This window comes from Sphingomonas sp. LHG3443-2 (assembly GCF_049896405.1).
GTDB lineage: Bacteria > Pseudomonadota > Alphaproteobacteria > Sphingomonadales > Sphingomonadaceae > Sphingomicrobium.
This window is the reverse complement of the sequence record NZ_JAFCUG010000001.1, coordinates 1,743,727-1,763,176: the sequence shown is the minus strand read 5'-3', so window position 1 is coordinate 1,763,176 and position 19,450 is coordinate 1,743,727. Positions and strand designations below refer to the sequence as shown.

At 65.4% G+C, this 19,450-nt stretch carries 15 protein-coding genes; 2 read left to right on the top strand and 13 right to left on the bottom strand.

The window, feature by feature from the left end; all coding sequences use genetic code 11:
• Positions 1-44: 44 nt before the first annotated feature.
• Positions 45-3,347 (bottom strand): TonB-dependent receptor, encoded by a 3,303-nt coding sequence (locus tag ACP69Z_RS08795; protein WP_426267126.1) that lies wholly within the window; start codon positions 3,345-3,347, stop codon positions 45-47.
• A gap of 167 nt (positions 3,348-3,514) precedes the next feature.
• Here ACP69Z_RS08795 and ACP69Z_RS08790 point away from each other — a divergent pair, with 167 nt between their 5' ends.
• Entirely contained in the window at positions 3,515-5,020 is a 1,506-nt protein-coding gene (locus ACP69Z_RS08790; protein ID WP_426267125.1) for a tryptophan halogenase family protein, read from the top strand.
• 9 nt (positions 5,021-5,029) lie between these two features.
• On the opposite strand, the gene ACP69Z_RS08785 is transcribed toward ACP69Z_RS08790, so the two are convergent.
• Genes ACP69Z_RS08785 through paaA form a run of 12 tightly spaced genes read right to left on the bottom strand, consistent with a single transcriptional unit; the run spans position 5,030 to position 17,211 of the window.
• Positions 5,030-5,452 carry a lasso peptide biosynthesis B2 protein gene (locus ACP69Z_RS08785; protein WP_426267124.1) on the bottom strand — a complete coding sequence of 141 codons (423 nt, stop codon included), beginning with the start codon at positions 5,450-5,452 and terminating at the stop codon, positions 5,030-5,032.
• 32 nt (positions 5,453-5,484) lie between these two features.
• On the bottom strand, positions 5,485-6,531 hold the full coding sequence (locus tag ACP69Z_RS08780; protein ID WP_426267123.1) for an AI-2E family transporter: 1,047 nt from the start codon (positions 6,529-6,531) through the stop codon (positions 5,485-5,487).
• Positions 6,532-6,572: 41 nt separating this feature from the next.
• On the bottom strand, positions 6,573-7,337 hold the full coding sequence (locus ACP69Z_RS08775; RefSeq protein WP_426267122.1) for an SDR family NAD(P)-dependent oxidoreductase: 765 nt from the start codon (positions 7,335-7,337) through the stop codon (positions 6,573-6,575).
• 11 nt (positions 7,338-7,348) lie between these two features.
• Positions 7,349-8,578 carry a zinc-dependent alcohol dehydrogenase gene (locus ACP69Z_RS08770; RefSeq protein WP_426267121.1) on the bottom strand — a complete coding sequence of 410 codons (1,230 nt, stop codon included), beginning with the start codon at positions 8,576-8,578 and terminating at the stop codon, positions 7,349-7,351.
• A gap of 12 nt (positions 8,579-8,590) precedes the next feature.
• Positions 8,591-9,457 (bottom strand): SRPBCC family protein, encoded by an 867-nt coding sequence (locus tag ACP69Z_RS08765; protein WP_426267120.1) that lies wholly within the window; start codon positions 9,455-9,457, stop codon positions 8,591-8,593.
• 49 nt (positions 9,458-9,506) lie between these two features.
• Complete coding sequence (locus ACP69Z_RS08760) at positions 9,507-10,733, bottom strand: dihydrolipoamide acetyltransferase family protein (RefSeq protein WP_426267119.1); 1,227 nt, start codon at positions 10,731-10,733, stop codon at positions 9,507-9,509.
• Positions 10,734-10,738: 5 nt separating this feature from the next.
• Positions 10,739-12,787 carry a transketolase C-terminal domain-containing protein gene (locus ACP69Z_RS08755; RefSeq protein ID WP_426267118.1) on the bottom strand — a complete coding sequence of 683 codons (2,049 nt, stop codon included), beginning with the start codon at positions 12,785-12,787 and terminating at the stop codon, positions 10,739-10,741.
• Complete coding sequence (locus tag ACP69Z_RS08750) at positions 12,780-13,973, bottom strand: amino acid aminotransferase (protein ID WP_426267117.1); 1,194 nt, start codon at positions 13,971-13,973, stop codon at positions 12,780-12,782. The genes ACP69Z_RS08755 and ACP69Z_RS08750 overlap by 8 nt, the downstream gene beginning before the upstream one ends.
• A gap of 19 nt (positions 13,974-13,992) precedes the next feature.
• Entirely contained in the window at positions 13,993-15,069 is a 1,077-nt protein-coding gene (locus tag ACP69Z_RS08745) for a 2Fe-2S iron-sulfur cluster-binding protein (RefSeq protein ID WP_426267116.1), read from the bottom strand.
• Positions 15,066-15,887: a 1,2-phenylacetyl-CoA epoxidase subunit PaaC gene (gene paaC / locus ACP69Z_RS08740; RefSeq protein WP_426267115.1), complete on the bottom strand. Its 822-nt coding sequence runs from the start codon at positions 15,885-15,887 to the stop codon at positions 15,066-15,068. The genes ACP69Z_RS08745 and paaC overlap by 4 nt, the downstream gene beginning before the upstream one ends.
• Positions 15,887-16,168: a 1,2-phenylacetyl-CoA epoxidase subunit PaaB gene (paaB, locus tag ACP69Z_RS08735; protein WP_209022848.1), complete on the bottom strand. Its 282-nt coding sequence runs from the start codon at positions 16,166-16,168 to the stop codon at positions 15,887-15,889. Before paaB ends, paaC begins: the two co-directional genes overlap by 1 nt.
• 44 nt (positions 16,169-16,212) lie before the next feature.
• Complete coding sequence (gene paaA / locus ACP69Z_RS08730) at positions 16,213-17,211, bottom strand: 1,2-phenylacetyl-CoA epoxidase subunit PaaA (protein WP_426267114.1); 999 nt, start codon at positions 17,209-17,211, stop codon at positions 16,213-16,215.
• Between the two features lie 62 nt (positions 17,212-17,273).
• Here paaA and ACP69Z_RS08725 point away from each other — a divergent pair, with 62 nt between their 5' ends.
• Complete coding sequence (locus ACP69Z_RS08725; protein WP_426267113.1) at positions 17,274-19,442, top strand: primosomal protein N'; 2,169 nt, start codon at positions 17,274-17,276, stop codon at positions 19,440-19,442.
• The last annotated feature ends 8 nt before the right edge of the window (positions 19,443-19,450 follow it).

Sequence of the window (19,450 nt, the reverse complement as noted above, 5' to 3'; positions counted from 1 at the left end):
GTTCCGGATGGCACCGCGGCGCCATCCGGAAATTGCCAGGCGGCTTAGAAACTGAACCGCGCCAGGAAGGTGTAGCGGCGATCGTTGCGGAATGCCGAGCGGGTCACGCGATTGCCGTCGAAGTCGATCACCTGCGTGGTCCGCGTCACTTCATCGAGCAGGTTTACGCCCTGCACGCCAAAGGTAATCTGCTTGGTCGGCGAATAGAACAGCGAGGCGTCGAGTTGCCCCGTCGATTCCTGCCAGATCGGCGAGAAGGGGAAGATGTCGTCGCGCGGCGTAATCAGGAAGTCCGACCTCCAGTTATACGCCGTCCGCGCGGCGAACTTGCCCTTTTCGTAGAACAGCACGGCATTGGCGGTGTGCCTGGAAATGCCCGCCAACGGCTGGCGCGATGCGAACGAGCTGCGCGTCGCGCCGCCGACCTGCGTGTTCCGGAAGTCACCACCATCGACATAGGTGTAGGTAAATTGGGTACCGAGGCCGTTCAGCAGGCCGGGAAGGAAGTCATAGACCTGCTGGTAAGCGATTTCGAAGCCCTTGAGCTTGCCGCCGCTGCTGTTGATCGGGCCGTTGACCTCGACCGGGATGGTAAGCCCGCCGGGACTGGTGAACGACTGCAGGTCGACGCCCCCGTTCACGATCCCCTTGATGTCCTTGTAGAACAAGGCGCCTGTCAGCGACCCCACCCGCGCGAAATACCATTCGAGCGAAAGGTCGTAGTTCCACGACGTTACCGGACGCACGTTGCGGTTGCCGGTGAACAGCTGGAACAGCGGTCCGGTCGCCAGCGTCCCCTCGGACCTGAGATCGTTGGTATTGTCGCTGATCCCGCCACCCGACGAGAAGAGGTTCAGCTCCGGCCGCGACAGGCCCTTCGACACGGCGACACGCACCAGCTTGCCGCCGCCGAAATCGAACTTCGCGTTGAAGCTCGGCAGCCAGTGATCGAACGTAATCGCGCGATTGTCGTTCAGGAACTCGCCGGTGAAGGCGTTGGCGAACTCCTGCAGGCGCGCCGGCGTCAGGCTGCAATAGCCCGGCAGCGATTGGCCCGGCGGAGTCTGCTCGCAGGCCGCCGTCAGCTCCGCGACCTCGACCTTGCCGTTCTTGTTGCCGCCCGGCCCGTTGTCGAACGAGAAGCCGTTGGGGAAGCCGATCAGGCCGGTCGTCTTGACCCGCGTCTGGACGTAGCGGACGCCGATGTTGCCATCGACCTTGATCCCGCCACTACCGAGATCGCCACCGAAATCGAGGCGGCCGTAAGCGGCCTTGGTGACTTCGCCGACCGTGGAGATTTCCGGCGGGCAGAACGGCGTACAGGCGACCACGGTGCCGTCGAGCTGCGTGTAGGAGCGTCCCTGAATGCCGAAGAACGGATTGGGCGTCTGCGAGAAGGTGTTGATCTCGGCCGCCTGCTGCTTGGTCTTGCCGGCGAGATACTCACCCAGGAAGTCGTCGCCGCCGAAGAAGAAGGCCGAGCCGCCGGGGATGGGGATCGGGACATTGCCGCGCTGGAAGCTGTCGCCGAACGGGCTGCGGAACTGCGAATAGTTCGGGAAGTCGCTGATGTAGGCGCCGCCCGCGATCGCCGAATCCTGGCCCGGAAGGCCGGTGTAGAAACGGCCGGGAACGAACGGACAATTCGGCCCAGCACCCCACGGTGCGCAGCCGGCGCGGCCTGCCCACGGGGCGGACAGATTGCCCCAGGTGCTGAAGTTGGTGTTGCGCGTGGTGCGATCGCGATCCGCCCAGCGCGCGCCGAAGCGGAGGTTCTTGAGGAAACCCGTGTCGCTGATCTCGTAATCACCGTCGACACGCAGCGTGTCCATCTTGGCGTCGTTCTTCTCGGCGCTGTCGATCAGGAACCAATAGTAGGTGTAGAAGCCGCTCGAGAAGTAATCGGCGGGCGAACCCTGCGGCGCCAGGAAGGTGACGTTCGGGGTCTTGCCGGTTGCATCGATCTGGACGTCCGCCCAGGTGCTCATCGCGGCGATCACGGAATCGCGATTGAGGTCCGACTTTACCCGCTGCGCTTCGAAGTTGAGGCGCAGGCGGTCTGAGAGGTTCCACTTGACGTCGAACGAGAAGTCCTCGGTCGTGCCGGTCGCGTCGCGCTGGAAGCGCAGACTTTCGAGCGGGATGCCGCCGCGGCCGAACGGATTGGCATAGGCGTCGCCTGGACGCTGGGTCAGGATGCCGCTCTGAAACACACCATTCTTGTCGAACTGCCAGGTGCTTCCGGCCCGAGGGACCGGGAACAGTGCATCGTCATTGACCAGCGCCAGCAACGCATATTCGTCGGTGAAGAAGCTGGTCTTGGACCTTAGCCACTCGCCTGTCGCGACGATGTTGCCGCTTGGCGATTCCCATTGAACGGTGGCGTTGTAGGCGCGGCGCTTGCGCTCAAGGTCAGTGGTGCGGACACCCGCTCCCTTGGGTGCTACCACGGTTCCCGGCGGCGGGAAATTGGCTTCGGTGAAATTGGGTACGTCACCAAGCCCGGCCGAGCTCGCCGACTGCACGCGTAGACACGGCCCGTCCAGCGACGCCGCGCGATAACAGGGGTCGGTCAGCTGCGAGGCATCGGTGCGCGAAATGAGCTTGGAATCCGCAACACCGAACTGCAGGCCGATGGTGCCGATGCCGGTCTTGAAGGTGTTGGACGCGAGCAGCGAGAAGCCTGGCGTCCACTTCTTGGCCATGTCGCCGTAATTGGCTTCGAGAGTGCCCGCGATGTGGAATCCGCTGCGGTCGAGCGGCTTGCGGGTGACGAGGTTGACGGTGCCCGAGATGCCTCCGTCGATCATGTCGGCGGTGACGTTCTTGAACACCTCGACACGGCCGAGCAGTTCGGGCGAGACGTCGTTGAAGCTGAGTTCGCGCCCGCCGGTCGCCGAGAAGATGTCGCGGCCGTTCAGTTCGGAACGGACGAACGGCAGGCCGCGAAGGATGACTCCAGTCCCCTCGACCGAAAAGCGATCGGGATCGCTGGTCTTCTCGAAGCGGCCGATGTTGATGCCGGGCACGCGCTGCAGCGCTTCGGCGACCGACCGGTCGGGCAGCGCGCCGATGTCCTCGGCGGTGATGACATCGACCACGGTGTCGGCATTACGCTTGCGCGACTGCGCGCTGCCAAGCGCGGCACGGTAACCGGTGACGACGATCGCGTCCGCGTCGCTTTCCGGAGACGTGGGGGTTGTCGCAACCTCTTCCTCGTCGTCGGGATCCTTGGCCGGGGCAGCCTGCGCGTAGGCGGGCTCGGCCGCGATTAACGCAAGCGCCGATGCGCTGGTGACGATGCAAAGACGGCTTGCATCAAGACCGAGCCGGTGACGACGAACCAAGTGATCCTCCCCCTGCCAAAAGGCACTGTCACAAGGAACACACACCCCTGTGACACGACAATGGATAACTTGGCTCGTGAACGTTCACAACAAAATAATGAACGTTCACATCTTGCATCGTGAAAGGCCCTGCGCGAACCTTCGTGTCGTTGGGGGAGGGTCAGCCAGTGAAGCCAATTCGACACATCGTCATCGTCGGCGGAGGTACCGCCGGATGGATGGCGGCAGCGGCGCTGTCCCGGCTGCGCGAAGGTAATGACCTTGCCATTACATTGATCGAGTCGGAGGAGATCGGCACCGTGGGAGTCGGCGAAGCGACCATCCCGCCCTTCGTGGAATTCAACCAGCTGCTCGGTGTCGATGAGCGCGAGATGATGGCCGCCTGCCAGGCGACGTTCAAACTCGGCATTCAGTTCGTCAACTGGGGCAAGCAGGGTGACAGCTACATTCACCCGTTCGGTGCTTATGGTTATCCGATCGACGGCGTCGGCTTCCAGCAGCATTGGCACCGCGCGCGCATGCTCGGCGACCCGCGGCCAATCCAGCTGTTCAACCTTGAAACCATGGCGGCCTATTTCGGCAAGTTTGCTCGCACCGACGACTATCGCCGCGATGATCTGCCCCCGGTAAACTACGCCTACCACCTCGATGCTTCGCGCTACGCCAGATACCTCCGCGGCTTCGCTGAACAGCGCGGCGTCGTTCGGCAGGAAGGACGCGTCGCCGACACCGCGCTCGATGGCGAAACCGGCTTTGTTCAGTCGGTGACCATGCAGGATGGCACGGTCGTTGCCGGCGACCTGTTCGTAGACTGCTCGGGCTTCCGCGGACTGCTGATCGAACAGGCGCTGAAGACCGGTTACGAGGACTGGCGCCACTATCTGCCGTGCGACCGCGCCGTCGCCCTGCCCTGCCAGCGCGAGGACGGCTCGCCCCCTGCCCCCTTCACCCGCGCCACCGCGCATTCGGCGGGCTGGCAATGGTGCGTGCCTCTGCAGCAGCGCAACGGCAATGGTCATGTCTATTGCAGCGAGTACATGGCCGACGACGAGGCGCTTGATGTCCTCACCAACAACCTCGCCGGCAAGCCCCAGGCGGACCCCAACTTCCTCCGTTTCGTCACCGGCCGGCGCAAGAAGTTCTGGAACGGCAACGTCGTCGCGCTGGGGCTTGCCGCAGGCTTCATGGAGCCCCTGGAATCGACCTCGATCCACCTCATCAACACCGGCGTGAACAAGCTCATCTCTCTCCTCTCGCTCGACGGGATCACGCCGGTGCAGGAGGAAGCGTTCAACCGCCTGACGACCAAGGAATATCTCCGCATCCGCGACTTCCTGGTGCTTCACTACAACGCCACCGCGCGCACCGACTCACCCTTCTGGAACCACGTCCGCACGATGGCCGTGCCCGACACACTGACCGAGAAGATGGAGCTGTTCCGATTGAACGGTCAGATCTTCCGCGAAGAGGATGAGCTGTTCACCGAGACCAGCTGGGCCGCGGTGATGATGGGTCAGGGAATCGCCATGCAGGGCCACAATCCGATGGCCGCCCGAATGCCGCCCGCCAAGCTCCGCGGTGAGTTCGACGAGATCGAGAAATCGGTCCGCTATGTCGTCGATCGCATGCCGTCGCATGCCGACTATGTCGCCCGCTACTGTCCGACGGCCTGACAGGCCCGTTCAGACGCTACCCGGGTATCGCGCGACTTCGGTGTACTGCTCGTGCTGCGGTGCGCCGAGCAGGACCCTGCCGTCTACGCTGACCCACACGTGAGCGGTGATCTTTTTCGCCTCACGCGGCATCTGCACACCATAGTGAAGGATCGCATCGATCCCGCGGCGGCGCAGCATCCATTGCAGGGCAAGGCCGCGTTGCAGGCAAACAGCCCGAAACGGCGCCCGACGCCCAAGCGCATCCATGATCCGTGAGGTCTCATGCTCGGTTGTTGACCCCGCCCGATCGAGCGGCCGTGCACCCAGCCGGATGTAACGCTTGAATGGCAACAACCGCGTCGCTGCCGATGCGGCGGCAAGCGCCAGCCCGGCCTCGACGATCGTGCCCCAGTGACGGCGGGCAAGCAGGGAATTGGTGGCGACCCGCATCACACCCTCTTAGCAGGCTCGGAACCCGAACGTCAGCCTTGCTGCTGCTGTTGCTGATCCTCACCCGGGATCGGCGTGGCCGTGTCCAGCGCCTCCCGCACGTAGAGCTTCTTCACCAGCACGTAGAGGACCACCGTCAGCGGCGCGGCGAAGATCACGCCAAGCGCGCCGAACAGCGTTCCCATCGCCAGCAAGGAAAAGAGCAGCACCGCACCGGGAAGATCGACCGCCCATTGCTGCAGCAGCGGCGAAAAGACGTTACCCTCCAGCTGCTGCACCACCAGGTAGACCCCGGCCACCCATAATGCGGATTGCGGATCAACCGCCGCCGCGATCAGGATCGCCGGAACGGCAGCGAGGATCGGTCCGATAAAGGGAATGAATTCAAGCAGCGCTGCGAGGAGTCCGAAGGCCAGCGCATTGTCGACGCCGACCAGCCACAGGCCGAGCCCAGTCGCGATGCCGACCGCCGCCATGGTCACGAGTTGCGCCTTGAGCCACAGGCGGAGCGCCGTCCCGCTATCCTCGATCGCGTCTGCGGTGAGGCCGCGGCGCTGCTCGGGAACAAGCTTGATGAGGCCGGCGCGATAGAAACGGGGCGAAGCCGCAAGGAACACGCCGCCGACCACGATCAGCAACGCATCGGCAAGCCCGCCGCCAAGGCTCATGACGAAGCTACCGGCGTTCGAGACAAAGCCGCTGCCGCCGCTCTTCAGCTGGTCAAGCTGCCCTGCTAGTCCGAAGCCCTCAAGCCGCTGCTGCAGCGCGGCCCACGCCTTGGGCAGGGTCTCACGGATTTGCTCATACTGGTTGACCAGCTGCGCCCCAAACAGGGCCAGGGCGATCCCGACGACCAGCAGCACGGTCAGAACAGCAAGAAAGAGACTGATGCCTTCGGGAAGGCGTGCCTTGCGGTAGAGACCCGCCAGACTCTGGAACAGCGTCGCGACGACCACCGCGCCGAACACCATCAGCAGGACTTCGCGCAATTCCCACGCAAGCAACGCAAGCGCCACCAACGCGATGACGATCAGCGTTCGGCGCACAAAGAGCCCGTCGGGCATGGAAGCTGGGTTCATGCCCGACCGGACGCTTCGACGGAGCTACGGTTCCGTAAGGATCAATCCTTGCCGCTGCCCGGCTCGTTCATCTTGCGCCCCTGCTCGGCGCTGACGCTTTCGGGGAGCACGCCGGCAGCGAGCACCTGCGCCTTGTTCATCAGGCCGTGAACAACCGCATGCTCACCCTTCTTCATCGCCTCCCAACCGGTCTTGGCGACATCAGCCGCGCTCGCCTTCTTGGACTGGCCGACCTTGGTGTCCTCCATGTCGGCGCGGGCAAAGAACTCGGTCTCGGTCGCACCGGGCTTGAGGCAGGTGACGGTGACGCCGCTGTCCTTGAGCTCGTTGCCAAGCGCGGCGGCGAAGCTGTCCACGAACGCCTTGGAAGCGTGGTAAACCGCCTGAAATGCCGCCGGCACGTGGCCCGCGATCGAACCGGTGATGAGGATCTTCCCCTCCCCGCGCGTCGCCATCTTCTTGGCGACCGGCTGAATCAGCAGCAGGGTGCCGGTAATGTTGGTGTCGATGACGTGGCGCCATTCCGCCGGCGGCTGCTCAAGGAAGCCGTGGCCAAGGCCGTGCCCCGCATTAGCGACCAGCACGTCGACCGGCCGATCCCCGATCTGCTGCAGCAACTGCTTCACGCCCTGCTCGGTCGCGAGGTCGGCTTCGATCGAGCTAACCTCTCCTTCCAGCCCTGCACCGGCATCCACCATCGGAGTGTCCGACGCCACGATCAGATCATAGCCCTCGGCCGAAGCCAGGCGTGCGATTTCTAGTCCGATGCCCGAGGAGGCACCGGTGATGACGGCAAGTTTGCTCATGGTTCTGTCCTTTATTCAGCCGGCTCGACCTGACGCGCAGCGACGAGATCGACTTCGGGCTTCTGATCCATGCCGGGCTTCAGCACGATCTTGGTGTAGGTATCCTGCTCATCATGCCACTTCTGGTAGAGCTGCGCCGCGTCGCTGAGCGGCTCGCGGTGCGAGATCATGAAGGTGGTGTCGAGTTCGCCTTCCTCGATCATCTTCAGAAGCGGCTTGGTGTAACGCTGGACGTGGGTCTGACCAGTCTTCAGCGTCAGCCCCTTCTCCATCACCTGGCCAAGCGGGAACTTGTCGGCAAAACCGCCATAGACGCCCGGTATCGAGACCCGCCCACCCTTGCGGCAAGCGATGATTGCCTGGCGAAGCGCGTGTGGCCGCTCGGTCGCCAGCATGAGGTGCGCCTTCACGGTGTCGACCACATTGTCGACCGCAAGGCCGTGGCTTTCCATGCCGACGCAATCGATCACCGCGTCGGGTCCGATTCCGCCGGTCATCTCCTTCAGCGCTTCCAGCACCTCGACCTCGCGATAGTCGAGGATGTCGGCGCCCATCTTCTTGGCGAGTTGGAGGCGCGCCGGATAATGGTCGATCGCGATCACCCGGTGCGCGCCGAGCTTGAAGGCACTCTGGATCGCGAACAGGCCGACCGGGCCACAACCCCATACCGCAACCGTGTCGCCGGGTTCGATGTCGGCATTTTCCGCTGCCATCCAGCCGGTCGGAAGGATGTCGCTGAGGAACAGCACCTTGTCGTCATCGAGATGATCGGGAACGACGATCGGACCCACATCGCTGAATGGCACGCGGACATATTCCGCCTGGCCGCCGGCATAACCGCCGGTGAGATGGGCATAGCCGAAGGCAGCGCCCATGGCGTGACCCATCAGCGTCTCCGACGCGTCGCTGGTTTCGGCCGGATTGCTGTTGTCGCAGGCGCTGAACTGCGTCTTCTTGCAAAAGAAGCACTCGCCGCAACTGATGGTGAAGGGCACCACCACGCGCTGCCCCTTCTTCAGGGTCGAGTTGGACCCGACTTCCACGACTTCGCCCATGAATTCATGGCCAAGCACGTCCCCTGCGCGAAGCGTCGGGATGTATCCGTCATAGAGATGGAGGTCCGAGCCGCAGATCGCGGTCGAGGTGACTTTCAGGATCGCATCGCGCGGATTGACGATCTCGGGATCGGGCACCCGCTCGACGCGAACGTCGTGGCGGCCATGCCAGGTAAGGGCTTTCATGAGGGTGCGCTCCTAAATGCGGGGTTCGGTCGGGCTTTCGCTCTTGCGGCCCGACGGTGAGGCGTTGACCGGCACTTCGCCGGTTTCCATCAATTGCTTGAACCGGCGCAGGTCGCGGCGCGCCTGGACGTTGGGCTCACGCTGCATGACCTTGGCGACCAGGCGGCCAAGCTCGCCGGCGGGCGGCGTGTAGCGCAGCAGCAGCCGGACGTAGGTGCCGCGGCCCGGAGGCGCGTCGGCGAACTCGACCCGGCCTTCATGCTCGATCTGGCTATCGGGCTCGCTGACCCAGGCGATGGTCTTGCCCGGCACATCTTCGACGATCCGCGTCTTGACCGACACGGTGGCGCCTGCAGGCGCTTCGATCAGCCATTCGGAGCGGGTCTCATCGATACGCTTGATCTCACGGACATTGTCCATGAACTCGGGAAAACGCTCGAACTTGCGCCAAAAGCCGTAAAGCTCTTGGGCCGGCTTGCCGATAGTGACGGTGCGTCCGACCAGCGAACGGCCATCCTCCTGATTGCGGGCGCGCTTCAGCGCCTTGCCCCGGAGCACGTGATCCGGTGCATCGCTGAGCAGCGGTCCATCCGGTCCATCATCCGCGGCCCTGGCCTTGGCGAAGAAAAAGGCGGCGGCACCAGCTGTGGCGAGTGTCAGGCCAAGCCCGATCAGCGCGCCACTATTCCCGCCTCCGCGCGATGAGCGCGACGACCGGTTTTCGGCGTCGTGGATCCGGACGCGTTCGTCTTCGTCCACATCCGGCAACTTGCGGTTGGTCGCGCGCTCGGCCGGGCCGCTCCGCGCCTTTTCGGTAGCTTCGTCGTTGAGGCGAGCGGCCTCGGCGGCAACCTCATCATTGTTATTGTTTCGGACCACGTCATCCTCCTGTCCTGGGCTCGCCAACGGGCAGAAGGATGGGCCGTTCCTATTGTTTCGGCTGCGCTTCGGGCCAAGTCTCGATGATCTCGACGAAGCGACTCAGCCAGGCGTTGGTCTGATGCCCGTCGATCACCCGGTGGTCGATCGTCAGCGTGACATAGGCCATCGGTCGGATCGCGATGACATCCGCGCCGCCTTGGCTCAGCACCACAACCCGCTTCTGCAGCTTGCCGACGCCGAGGATGGCGGCCTGACCCTGGTGGAGGATGATCGGAGCCGCGAGCAGCGACCCCGAGACGCCGTGATTGGAGATGGTGAAGCTGCCGTTCGCGACATCCGACCGCTCGAGCTTGCCGGCGCGGGCACGCGCGGTGAGGTCGTCGAGCTTGGCTCCAATCTCCTCCAGGCTCGCGGCGCTGCAGTCGCGAACCACCGGCACTACAAGACCTTTGTCGCCGAGGGCAGTGCCGACCCCGATGTCGACAGTGGGCGAGACGATGACGCGATCATCTGCCCAGCGGCCATTGACCGCGGGCGCTACCGCCATCGCCTCTGCGGCAGCCTTGAGCAGGTAAGCGGTGTAGCTGAGCTTGGTGCCGCACGCGGCAAGCGCCTTCTTGTGCGCAGTGATGGCCGTGAAGTCGGCCTCGAACAGGGCTGTAACATGCGGCGCCTCGGCGACCGCGCGAACCATGTTGTCGGCAATTGCGCGGCGCATTCGGTCGTGGGGAATGTCCTGCCAGTTCGCTTCGGCTACGCGCGGCTGGGCGATGGCCTTGGTGCCGCCATCGACATGGCTGACCGTGGCGCCTTCCACCGCACGGTCGACGTCTTCGCGGGTGATGCGGCCATCTCGCCCGGTGCCGGTGATGCGGGCGGGATCGATGTCGTGCTGAAGGAGAGCGCGGCGCACCGAAGGGGAGAGACGCGTCTCGGTGCCGATCGCGCTGGATGAGGGAAGAGCGGTTCCGCGCGGAGCCGCTTCAGCCGTGCGTTGCTCACTCCGATCCGGCCCAGCATTAGGGGAAGCGCTTGCGAAGGCTTCGGAGCTGATCCGCCCAAGCACTGCACCGGGCACTGCCTCGGCATCGGTGCCGAGCAGAATCTCGGCCAGCACTCCCGCCGCGGGTGAGGGCACTTCCTGCGTCACCTTGTCGGTCTCGAGTTCCACCAGCGGATCGTTCAGCGCCACCGTGTCGCCAAGCTGCCTCAGCCAGGCGCGGACCACCGCCTTGGTGCCTTCCTGTTCGTCGGGGACGCGGACGTCGATCACGTGTTTCAGAACCCCACCAGGCGGTCGATCTCAGCCCGGATCCGCGCCACGCTCGGCACCGCGGCTTCCAGCAGAGAAGGATGATGCGGGCTGGGGATATCAGGCATGGTCACCCGGGCAACTGGCGCGTCGAGGTCGAGGAAAGCCTCGTCCGCTACCACCGCGGCGATCTCAGCCCCGAAACCGCCGGTGCGCAGGTCCTCATGGACGATCAGGCAGCGGCGGGTCCGGCGGACGCTTTCCAGCACCATGTCGCGGTCCCACGGATTGAGGGTGCGCAGGTCGATGACGTCAGCGCTGATGCCTTCGGCTGCCGCCTCGCAGCGCGGCACCATCGCGCCCCAGGTGACGATGGTGATCTTGTCGCCGGTCCTGGTCTTCTTCGCCTTCCCGAAGGGCAGCACATAGGCGTCGCCCGGCCAAGGCCGTCGCGCCCAGCTATCGTCCAGCATGGCGCGATGCTCGAAGAACAGCACGGGATCGTGCCCACGCAGCGCCATGCGGAGAAGGCCCACCGCATCTTCGGCATTGCTCGGCACCGCGACCATCCAGCCGGGGTTGTGGACGAACTGCACTTCGTTGGTCTGGCTGTGCCAGGGATCGCCGCACTTGAAGAAGCCGCCCGGCACGCGCAGCACCATCGGCGCAGCGAAGCGGTTTGCGGTACGCCAGCGCATGGTCCCGGTGTCGTTGATCTGCTCGGTCGCCGGCTCCGCATATTTGCGGAACTGGATTTCGGGCACCGGCAGCAGCCCGGCAAGCGCCATCCCGACCGCACGGCCAACGATGCCTTCCTCGTTGAGGCTGGTGTCGAACACCCGATCGTGCCCGTATTTGTCCTGCAAGCCGAGCGTCACCGCATGGACACCGCCCTTGGGCCCGACATCCTCGCCGAACACGCACATGCGCGGATTGGCGCCGAGTTCCTGGTCGAGCACCTTGCGGATCGCCGTGACCATGTTGATCCGCTGACCCTCTGGGCGCGGCTCGTCATGGGTTCCGTCGAGCGACAGCCCGGCCCGGCCGCCGACCTCGGCGTGAGTGCCCGAGAAGAAGACATCGTCCGCTACCCTGCCGCCATCGAGGACCGGGCGAGCTTCGGCTTCTTCGCGGGCGCGGGCGACTTCCCATGCCACCTGGGTTTCCAACTCGCCCCAGCGCGCTTCGCCGATCTGCAGCGCGGCGCAATGCGACTTTAACTTCGGCAGCGGATCGCGGGCCCATTCCGCAGCGATCTCCGCCTCGCTCTTGTAGGTCTGCGTGTCCTGGTAGCTATGTCCCTCGAGCCGCGGGACGGTGAGGCGGAGGAGCGCCGGCCCCTCCCCGCTCCGCACATGGGCGACCGCCGCCTCGACCAGCCGCGCCGCCTCGAGCGGGTCGGTACCGTCGCCGTTGAAGATGGTCAGCCCGGTAAAGCTAGCGAGATTCGCCGCGATATTCTGGCCCGGCGTCTGATAGGTCGAGGGCACGGAAATTCCGTAGCCATTGTCCTCGACATAGAAGAGCAACGGCAGTTTCTGCGTGGTGGCGATGGTCAGCGCCGACCAGAAACCCCCGGTTGCACAGCTCGCGTCGCCGCCGAGCACCAGGGCGATGTTGCCCTCGCCGCCGTCCTTCAGCACCTCGGCTTTGTAGCGGACCGCCTGCGCCCAGCCGGCGGCCGGCGTATATTGCGCGCCCACCCCACCGCACATCGGTAGCGCGTGCGCACCACCCGGATTGGGGTAGTTGAACACGACGCCGATATCACGGCCGCCCGAATAGCCCCCGCTCCGCCCCATTCCCGACCCCAGCGCATCGGCCAGCGGCACGCCAAGTGCCAGCAGCAGCGGACGCGAGCGATAATAGCCGCAGGCCGCATCACCATCGCGCAGCTTCAGGCCGAGCAGCACCTGCGCCATGTCGTGGCCGCGGGCGCTGAACTGGTAGAGAACTTGGCGGGCGGGAACGAGTTCCTCTTCCTCCAGCCGGTCAAGCTCGCGGCTGGTGAGAACCAGTCGGGCAACTTCTTCCCAATCCGTCGCAACGGTAAATTCGGGGTCCGCTTCAGCCATTCATCGTCTCAACGATGGCTGCGCAGAAGCGGTCGATTTCATGGTCGGCAATTCCAATCAGATTCGCACGGCCGCTATCGGCCATGTAGATGGCGTGGCTTTCACGCAGTTGCCTAACCTGGTCGACCGACAAAGGAAGCATCGAGAACATGCCCTGCTGCTCGGCGATGTAAGCGAGCCGTGGATCGGTACCGGCGATCTTCTCGCGGACCATGCGGATGCGGGCGTGCATTTCGTCCAGCTCCGCCCGCCAGTCGCCCGCGAGCGCCGAATCCTCCAGCACGGTGCGCACGGTCGCAGCCCCATGATCGGGCGGCATCGACCAGGCTTCGCGGCTGATCTGCAGCAGGTGGGTGAAGGCGAAGTTCGCGTTGTCTACGCTGCCCGCCTTGACGAACAGGCAGCCGACGCGGTCGCGATAGACGGCAAAGTTCTTGTCGCAGCTCTGGGTGATCAGCACTTCGTCGCAGGTATCGAGCATCAGCTCGACACCGAAGCGATCCTGTTCCAGCCCGCGCGCGAACCCCTGATAAGCAAAGTCGATCAGAGGCAGCAGCCCGCGCCGGGCGACGATCTCCACCACCTGGCGCCACTCGTCCTCGGATAAATCCGCGCCGGTCGGGTTGTGGCAGCACCCGTGCAGCAAAGCGACATCGCCCGGCCGCCCGGCGTCGAGCGCCTCGGCCATGGCGGCGAAATCGACCTTTCGAGCAGCCGGGTCGTAATGACGATATTCGCTGATCTCGAGCCGTGCGCCAGCAATCATCGGCGGATGGTTGGGCCAGGTCGGCGTGCCCATGATGACACGCGCTTCCGGATTGGCCGCGGCAACCAGCTTCAGCGCCAGGAACAGCGCGCCGCAGCCGCCGGGGGTCTGAAGGCCAACGACCCGCTCGTCACCCGCATGCTTGCCAAGCACAATCGGGCGAAGCGCCTTGGCAAAGCCACGGTCGCCCGCGCCGCCAAGGTAGGATTTGCTATGCTGCTCGTCGTGGAGCTTCTGCTCGGCGGCCTTAACCGCCCGCATGATCGGGGTGCGCCCTGCGCCATCGCGATACACACCCACGCCGACGTCGATCTTGTCGGCCCGGGGATCCGCATTGACCATGGCGATCAGCGCCAGCAGCGAGTCGCTGACGAGTGGAGGCAGATCGGCAAGGCCGCGGCGCGCTGGGCTGGTCAACATAGGATCGCGATTAGCGCGGTCAGGCGTCGTAATCCACCGCCACGCCTTCGCCCTTGGGCACCGACTGGCAGGTCAGCACATAGCCGGCGGCGATTTCCTCGTCGCTGAGGCCGTAGCGCGCAGCCATGCTGACCTCGCCTGCGGTCACCCGCGCTCGACACGTCGCGCAGACGCCCGCCTTGCAGGCGAACGGCGCTGGCAGCCCCGAGGAACGTGCGGAATCGAGAATGTTCGTGCCGTCGAACGCAACTCGCCGCGTGCGGCCATCGATGGTGACGCTCATCGTCTGACCGGCCGCTTTCTGGCTGAGCTCGGCCATCTCTGCGGCTAAGGCGGCGGAAGGCCGCCCGGCGGTGAAGCGCTCGATGTGGATGCGGTCGGCAGGCGCACTGGCATCAAGGAGGGCGGCTTCTGCCGCATCCATCATAGGGCCGGGGCCGCAGATGAAGAAAGCGTCGACCTCGGCCACGTCCGGCACAAACGCCGCGATGACCTGCTCACAGGTTTCGCGGTCGAGCATCCCGTTCAGCAATTCGACGTCCCCGTCCTCGTCGCTGAGCAGGTGGAACAGCTCGAAGCGGCCCAGATAGCGGTCCTTGAGCTCAGCCAACGCGTCGAGGAAGATGATGCTGCTTGCATCGCGATTGCCGTAGAACAGGGTGAAGCGGCTGTTGGGCTCTTCCGCCAGCGCGGTCCGCGCAAGGCTCATGATCGGGGTTATTCCCGAGCCACCGGCAAAAGCGACGTAGCGGCGGGCCGCCGTGGCGTCGAAGTCGGTCGTGAAAGACCCATGCGGAGGCATCACGTCGAGCCGGTCGCCGGCCTTGAGGTTGCGCGCAACCCAATTGGAAAAAGCGCCGCCGGCGATCTGCTTCACCGTCACCTTGAGCGCGCCCTCGTTCGGCGCGGTGCACAGCGAATAATTGCGGCGCACTTCCTCGCCGCCGATGTCGGTGCGGAGCGTCAGATGCTGTCCGGCGCGATAGCGGAACAGGTCGGCAAGCTCGGGCGGGACGGCGAAGCGGATCGAGCGCGCGTCGGCAGTTTCCTCGACGATCTCCGCGACTTCTAGCGCGTGGAAATGCTTCTCGCTCACCACACGGCATCCGGGTAGGTGCGCGGCAGATATTGCATGATCGCCAGCAGATGGCCGAGATGCTCGCTATGATGCCCGCGCCGCCCGCCGAGAATGGCGCGCTGGTCGGCGGGGGCCGGCAAGGTCGCTTCAGTCAGCACCGCCGCGATGGCCTCGCGATACTCGGCCTCGAAGCTGCGCGGATCGGCAGCGATGCCGACGGAAATGGCGGCGTCCAGTTCCTCATCCACCTCGAACAGTTCGGGGACGAAGCGCCAGCACCAGGCGAGCGCGTCGAGGGCACGGACGCGGCTTTCGTCCGTCCCGTCGCCGAGGCGGACGATCCATTCGCCGGCAATCTCGCGGTGATAGGCGACTTCCTTGACGCCCTTGGCCGCGACCTCGCGGACGGCCTGGTCGCGGCTGTCGGTGAGGGCCTGATAGAGCATGTGCTGCCAGGTCGAGAACAACAGCTGCCGCATCATGGTGCGGGCGAAGTCGCCGTTTGGCTGCTCGACCAGCAGGCAGTTGCGAAAATCGAGCACGTCGCGCTTGAACGCCAGCTCGTCGGCGTCCCCCGCGGCGCCGAGGAACAGGGTCGCCTGACCCACGAGGTCGAGCGCAAGATTAGCGAGGCTGAGATCGACCTCGACCGACGGCGCATGGCCGGTCCATTCGCTGAGGCGCTGACCGAGGATCAGCGCATCGTCTCCAAGCCGCAGCAGATAGCCCGCACGGACCGGATCGTGCGCATCGGACGGCGCATCGAACGCACCGGCCGGGCAGATGCTCTCGGCGACGGCTTCGTCCTCGGGGCGGATGGGCGGCAGGCTCGGCATCAGATGTGCTTCACCTCGTCCGGAATGTCGTAGAAGGTCGGGTGGCGATAGACCTTGTCGGCCGCCGGCTCGAACAGCTCGCCAGCCTGCGCGGGATCACTGGCAACGATGTCGGAGGACTTCACCACCCACAGGCTGACTCCTTCCTGGCGGCGGGTGTAGGTGTCGCGGGCGTGGCGCAACGCCATCTCCGCGTCAGGCGCGTGAACGCTTCCGAAGTGACGGTGCGCGAGCCCGCCCTTGGTGCGCACGAATACTTCCCACAGCGGCCAGTCCGACATCACATCCTCCGTCCCTCAGGCCTTCGCCGGGGCGGCGAACAACGTCAAGCGGCGACCTTGCGGGCCTGCTTCTTCGCCTCATGCGCCTGCGCCGCTTCGCGCACCCAGGCATTCTTCTCCCACGCCTCGCGGCGGGCGGTGATCCGCTCCCTGGCAACCGGCCCCTCGCCCTTCACGACCGAATAGAATTCTTCCCAGTCCACCGCGCCGAAGTCGTAGCCGCCCTTTTCCTCGTTCCACTTGAGATCGGGATCGGGAACGGTCAGCCCGATGAACTCGGCCTGCGGTACGGTGATATCGACGAACTTCTGGCGCAATTCGTCATTGGTCTCCCGCTTGATCCGCCAGCGCATCGATTGCGCGGTGTTGGGCGAATTGTCGTCCGGCGGCCCGAACATCATCAGGCTCGGCCACCACCAGCGGTTGAAGGCGTCCTGCATCATCCGCTTCTGCTCGGCCGTGCCGCGCGCAAGAGCCATGCTGATTTCATAACCCTGGCGCTGGTGAAAGCTTTCTTCCTTGCACACACGGACCATGGCGCGCGCGTAGGGGCCGTAGCTCGTCCGCTGCAGCGGGACCTGGTTCATGATCGCCGCGCCATCGACCAGCCAGCCGATCGCGCCGATGTCGGCCCAGGTCAGCGTGGGATAATTGAAGATGGTGCTGTACTTGGCCTTGCCCGAGTGGAGCGCCTCGATCATCTCCTGCCGAGACGTGCCCAGCGTCTCTGCCGCGCAATAAAGGTAGAGGCCATGCCCCGCCTCGTCCTGCACCTTGGCGAGCAGGATCGCCTTGCGCCGCAGCGAGGGCGCGCGGGTGATCCAGTTGCCCTCGGGCAGCATCCCGACGATCTCGCTATGGGCATGCTGGCTGATCTGACGCGTCAGGGTGCGGCGATAAGCCTCGGGCATCCAGTCCTTGGGTTCGATGAATTCGTCCGCCGCGACGCGCGCTTCGAACGCTTCGAGCAGGGCGGGATCCTCGGCGGGGCCGATCGGCTGCACCTTGGCGCTGCCGGACTTGGAGAGATCGGTCGTGTACATGATGCTTAGATAGCGATTGCAGGGCCTTGGTTCCACCCGGTCCTTTCGCCTAGAGCGCCCGGGTGCCCCTTCCCCGCGCCCGTATCGTCACTTTGAACGCCGCTCTCGGCCCGCTCGACTATCGCGTCCCCGATGGCATGACGGTCGAGCCGGGCAGCGTCGTGGTCGCGCCCTTGGGCCCGCGCCAATTGGTCGGAGTTGCGTGGGAAGCTGAGCGACTGCCGAGTGAAGAAGTCGGCGACAATCGCCTCCGCCCGCTGGCCGGCCTGATCGACGTGCCACCGATCCCCGCCCCGCTTCGCCGCCTGTGCGAATGGACCGCCGACTATTACCTTTCACCGCTGGCCTCGGTGCTGCGGATGGTGCTGCCGTCGTCCTCGGCGCTGGAAGGCTCGCGCCAGCTCACCGAATATCGCCTGACGGGGGAGCGGCCCGACCGCCTGACCCCGCAGCGCACGCAGGCCCTCGACCGGCTCGAAGGCCGCCAGGGCACGATCCGCGAACTCGCCACCCATGCCGAGGTCAGCGACGCCGTTCTGCGCGGGCTGGTGAACAGCGGCGCGCTCGAACGGATCCAGGTCGAGGCCGATCAGCCGCTGACCTGCCCCGATCCCGATCACGCCCCACCAACCCTTAACGACGACCAGCAGGCCGCCGCCGACAGCCTGGTCGCGGCGATTGGCGGCGGGTTCGATCCGGTGCTGCTCGACGGCATCACCGGTTCGGGCAAGACCGAAGTCTATTTTGAAGCCGTGGCAGAAGCCGTCCGCAAGGGACTGCAAGTGCTCGTCCTCCTGCCCGAAATCGCGCTCACCCAGCCGTTCCTCAAGCGCTTTGCCGCCCGCTTCGGCTGCGAGCCGACCGCATGGCACAGCGATCTCCGCTCGTCCCAGCGGCGCCGCGCTTGGCGGGGAATCGCGAGCGGCGAAGCGAAGGTGGTGGTCGGCGCCCGCTCCGCCCTGTTCCTGCCTTATGCCAACCTCGGCCTCATCGTGGTCGACGAAGCCCATGAAGCGAGTTTCAAGCAGGAGGACGGGGTCCAGTATCACGCCCGCGACGTGGCGGTGATGCGGGCGCGGTTCGAGGACATTCCGGTCATCCTCTCCTCCGCCACGCCCGCGCTCGAAACGCGACACATGGTCGAGACCGGCCGCTACCGCGAATTGCAGCTTCGCGAGCGTCATGCCGGGGCGCAATTACCAACCCTCACCGCCCTCGACCTCACCGCTGACCCACCTCCACGCGGGCGCTGGATTGCGCCGCAACTGGTCAGCGAAATTGAGGCCAACCTTACCGCAGGCGAGCAGAGCCTCCTCTTCCTCAACCGCCGCGGCTTCGCGCCCCTGACGCTATGCCGCACCTGCGGGCACCGCTTCCAATGCCCCAATTGCACCGCCTGGATGGTCGAACACCGGCTGATGCGCCGGCTCGCCTGCCACCATTGCGGCCTCGTCATCCCGCCGCCCGCCGCCTGCCCCGAATGCGGCGACCAGGACAGCCTCGTCGCCTGCGGGCCGGGGGTGGAGCGCATCGCCGACGAGGTACAATCGCTGTTCCCCGACGCGCGCACCGCCATCGTCACCTCCGACACCATCTGGAGCCCTGCTCGCGCCGCCGAATTCGTCCGCCAGATGGAAGATGGCGAGATCGACATCGTGGTCGGAACCCAGCTCGTCACCAAGGGCTATCACTTTCCCAATCTCACGCTCGTCGGCGTGATCGACGCTGATCTGGGCCTAGCCGGAGGCGATCTGCGCGCGGCGGAGCGGACCTTTCAGCAGATCAGCCAGGTCGCCGGTCGTGCCGGTCGCGGCGGGAAGCCCGGCCGCGTCCTGGTCCAGACCCATCAGCCCGACGCCCCGGTCATCGCCGCCCTCGTCAGCGGCGACACCGAGCAGTTCGTCGCAGCCGAAACCGAATCGCGGCAGGAAGCCGGCATGCCCCCGTTTGGCCGCCTCGCCGCCATCGTCGTCAGCGCCGAAGACAAGGGAGAGGCCGAGCAAGCCGCCGCCCGCATCGGCCGCAAGGCCCCGCAAGTAGACGGCATGGCGGTCTATGGCCCCGCCCCCGCTCCCCTCGCCATGCTTCGCGGACGCCACCGCTTCCGCCTGCTGGTCCACGCCCGCCGCAGCCTCGACGTGCAGGACGTTATCCGCGACTGGCTGGGGGAGATAGAATGGTCCGCAAAGGTGCGCGTTGCGGTTGACGTTGACCCCTATTCTTTCCTTTAAGCTGCGGG

Excerpts from the sequence above, each read along its gene's own strand:
- ACP69Z_RS08785 (WP_426267124.1), bottom strand. The coding sequence starts at position 5,452 with ATGCGGGTCGCCACCAATTCCCTGCTTGCCCGCCGTCACTGGGGCACG.
- ACP69Z_RS08780 (WP_426267123.1), bottom strand. The coding sequence starts at position 6,531 with ATGAACCCAGCTTCCATGCCCGACGGGCTCTTTGTGCGCCGAACGCTG.
- ACP69Z_RS08775 (WP_426267122.1), bottom strand. The coding sequence starts at position 7,337 with ATGAGCAAACTTGCCGTCATCACCGGTGCCTCCTCGGGCATCGGACTA.
- ACP69Z_RS08770 (WP_426267121.1), bottom strand. The coding sequence starts at position 8,578 with ATGAAAGCCCTTACCTGGCATGGCCGCCACGACGTTCGCGTCGAGCGG.
- ACP69Z_RS08755 (WP_426267118.1), bottom strand. The coding sequence starts at position 12,787 with ATGGCTGAAGCGGACCCCGAATTTACCGTTGCGACGGATTGGGAAGAA.
- ACP69Z_RS08750 (WP_426267117.1), bottom strand. The coding sequence starts at position 13,973 with ATGTTGACCAGCCCAGCGCGCCGCGGCCTTGCCGATCTGCCTCCACTC.
- paaC (WP_426267115.1), bottom strand. The coding sequence starts at position 15,887 with ATGCCGAGCCTGCCGCCCATCCGCCCCGAGGACGAAGCCGTCGCCGAG.
- paaB (WP_209022848.1), bottom strand. The coding sequence starts at position 16,168 with ATGTCGGACTGGCCGCTGTGGGAAGTATTCGTGCGCACCAAGGGCGGG.
- paaA (WP_426267114.1), bottom strand. The coding sequence starts at position 17,211 with ATGTACACGACCGATCTCTCCAAGTCCGGCAGCGCCAAGGTGCAGCCG.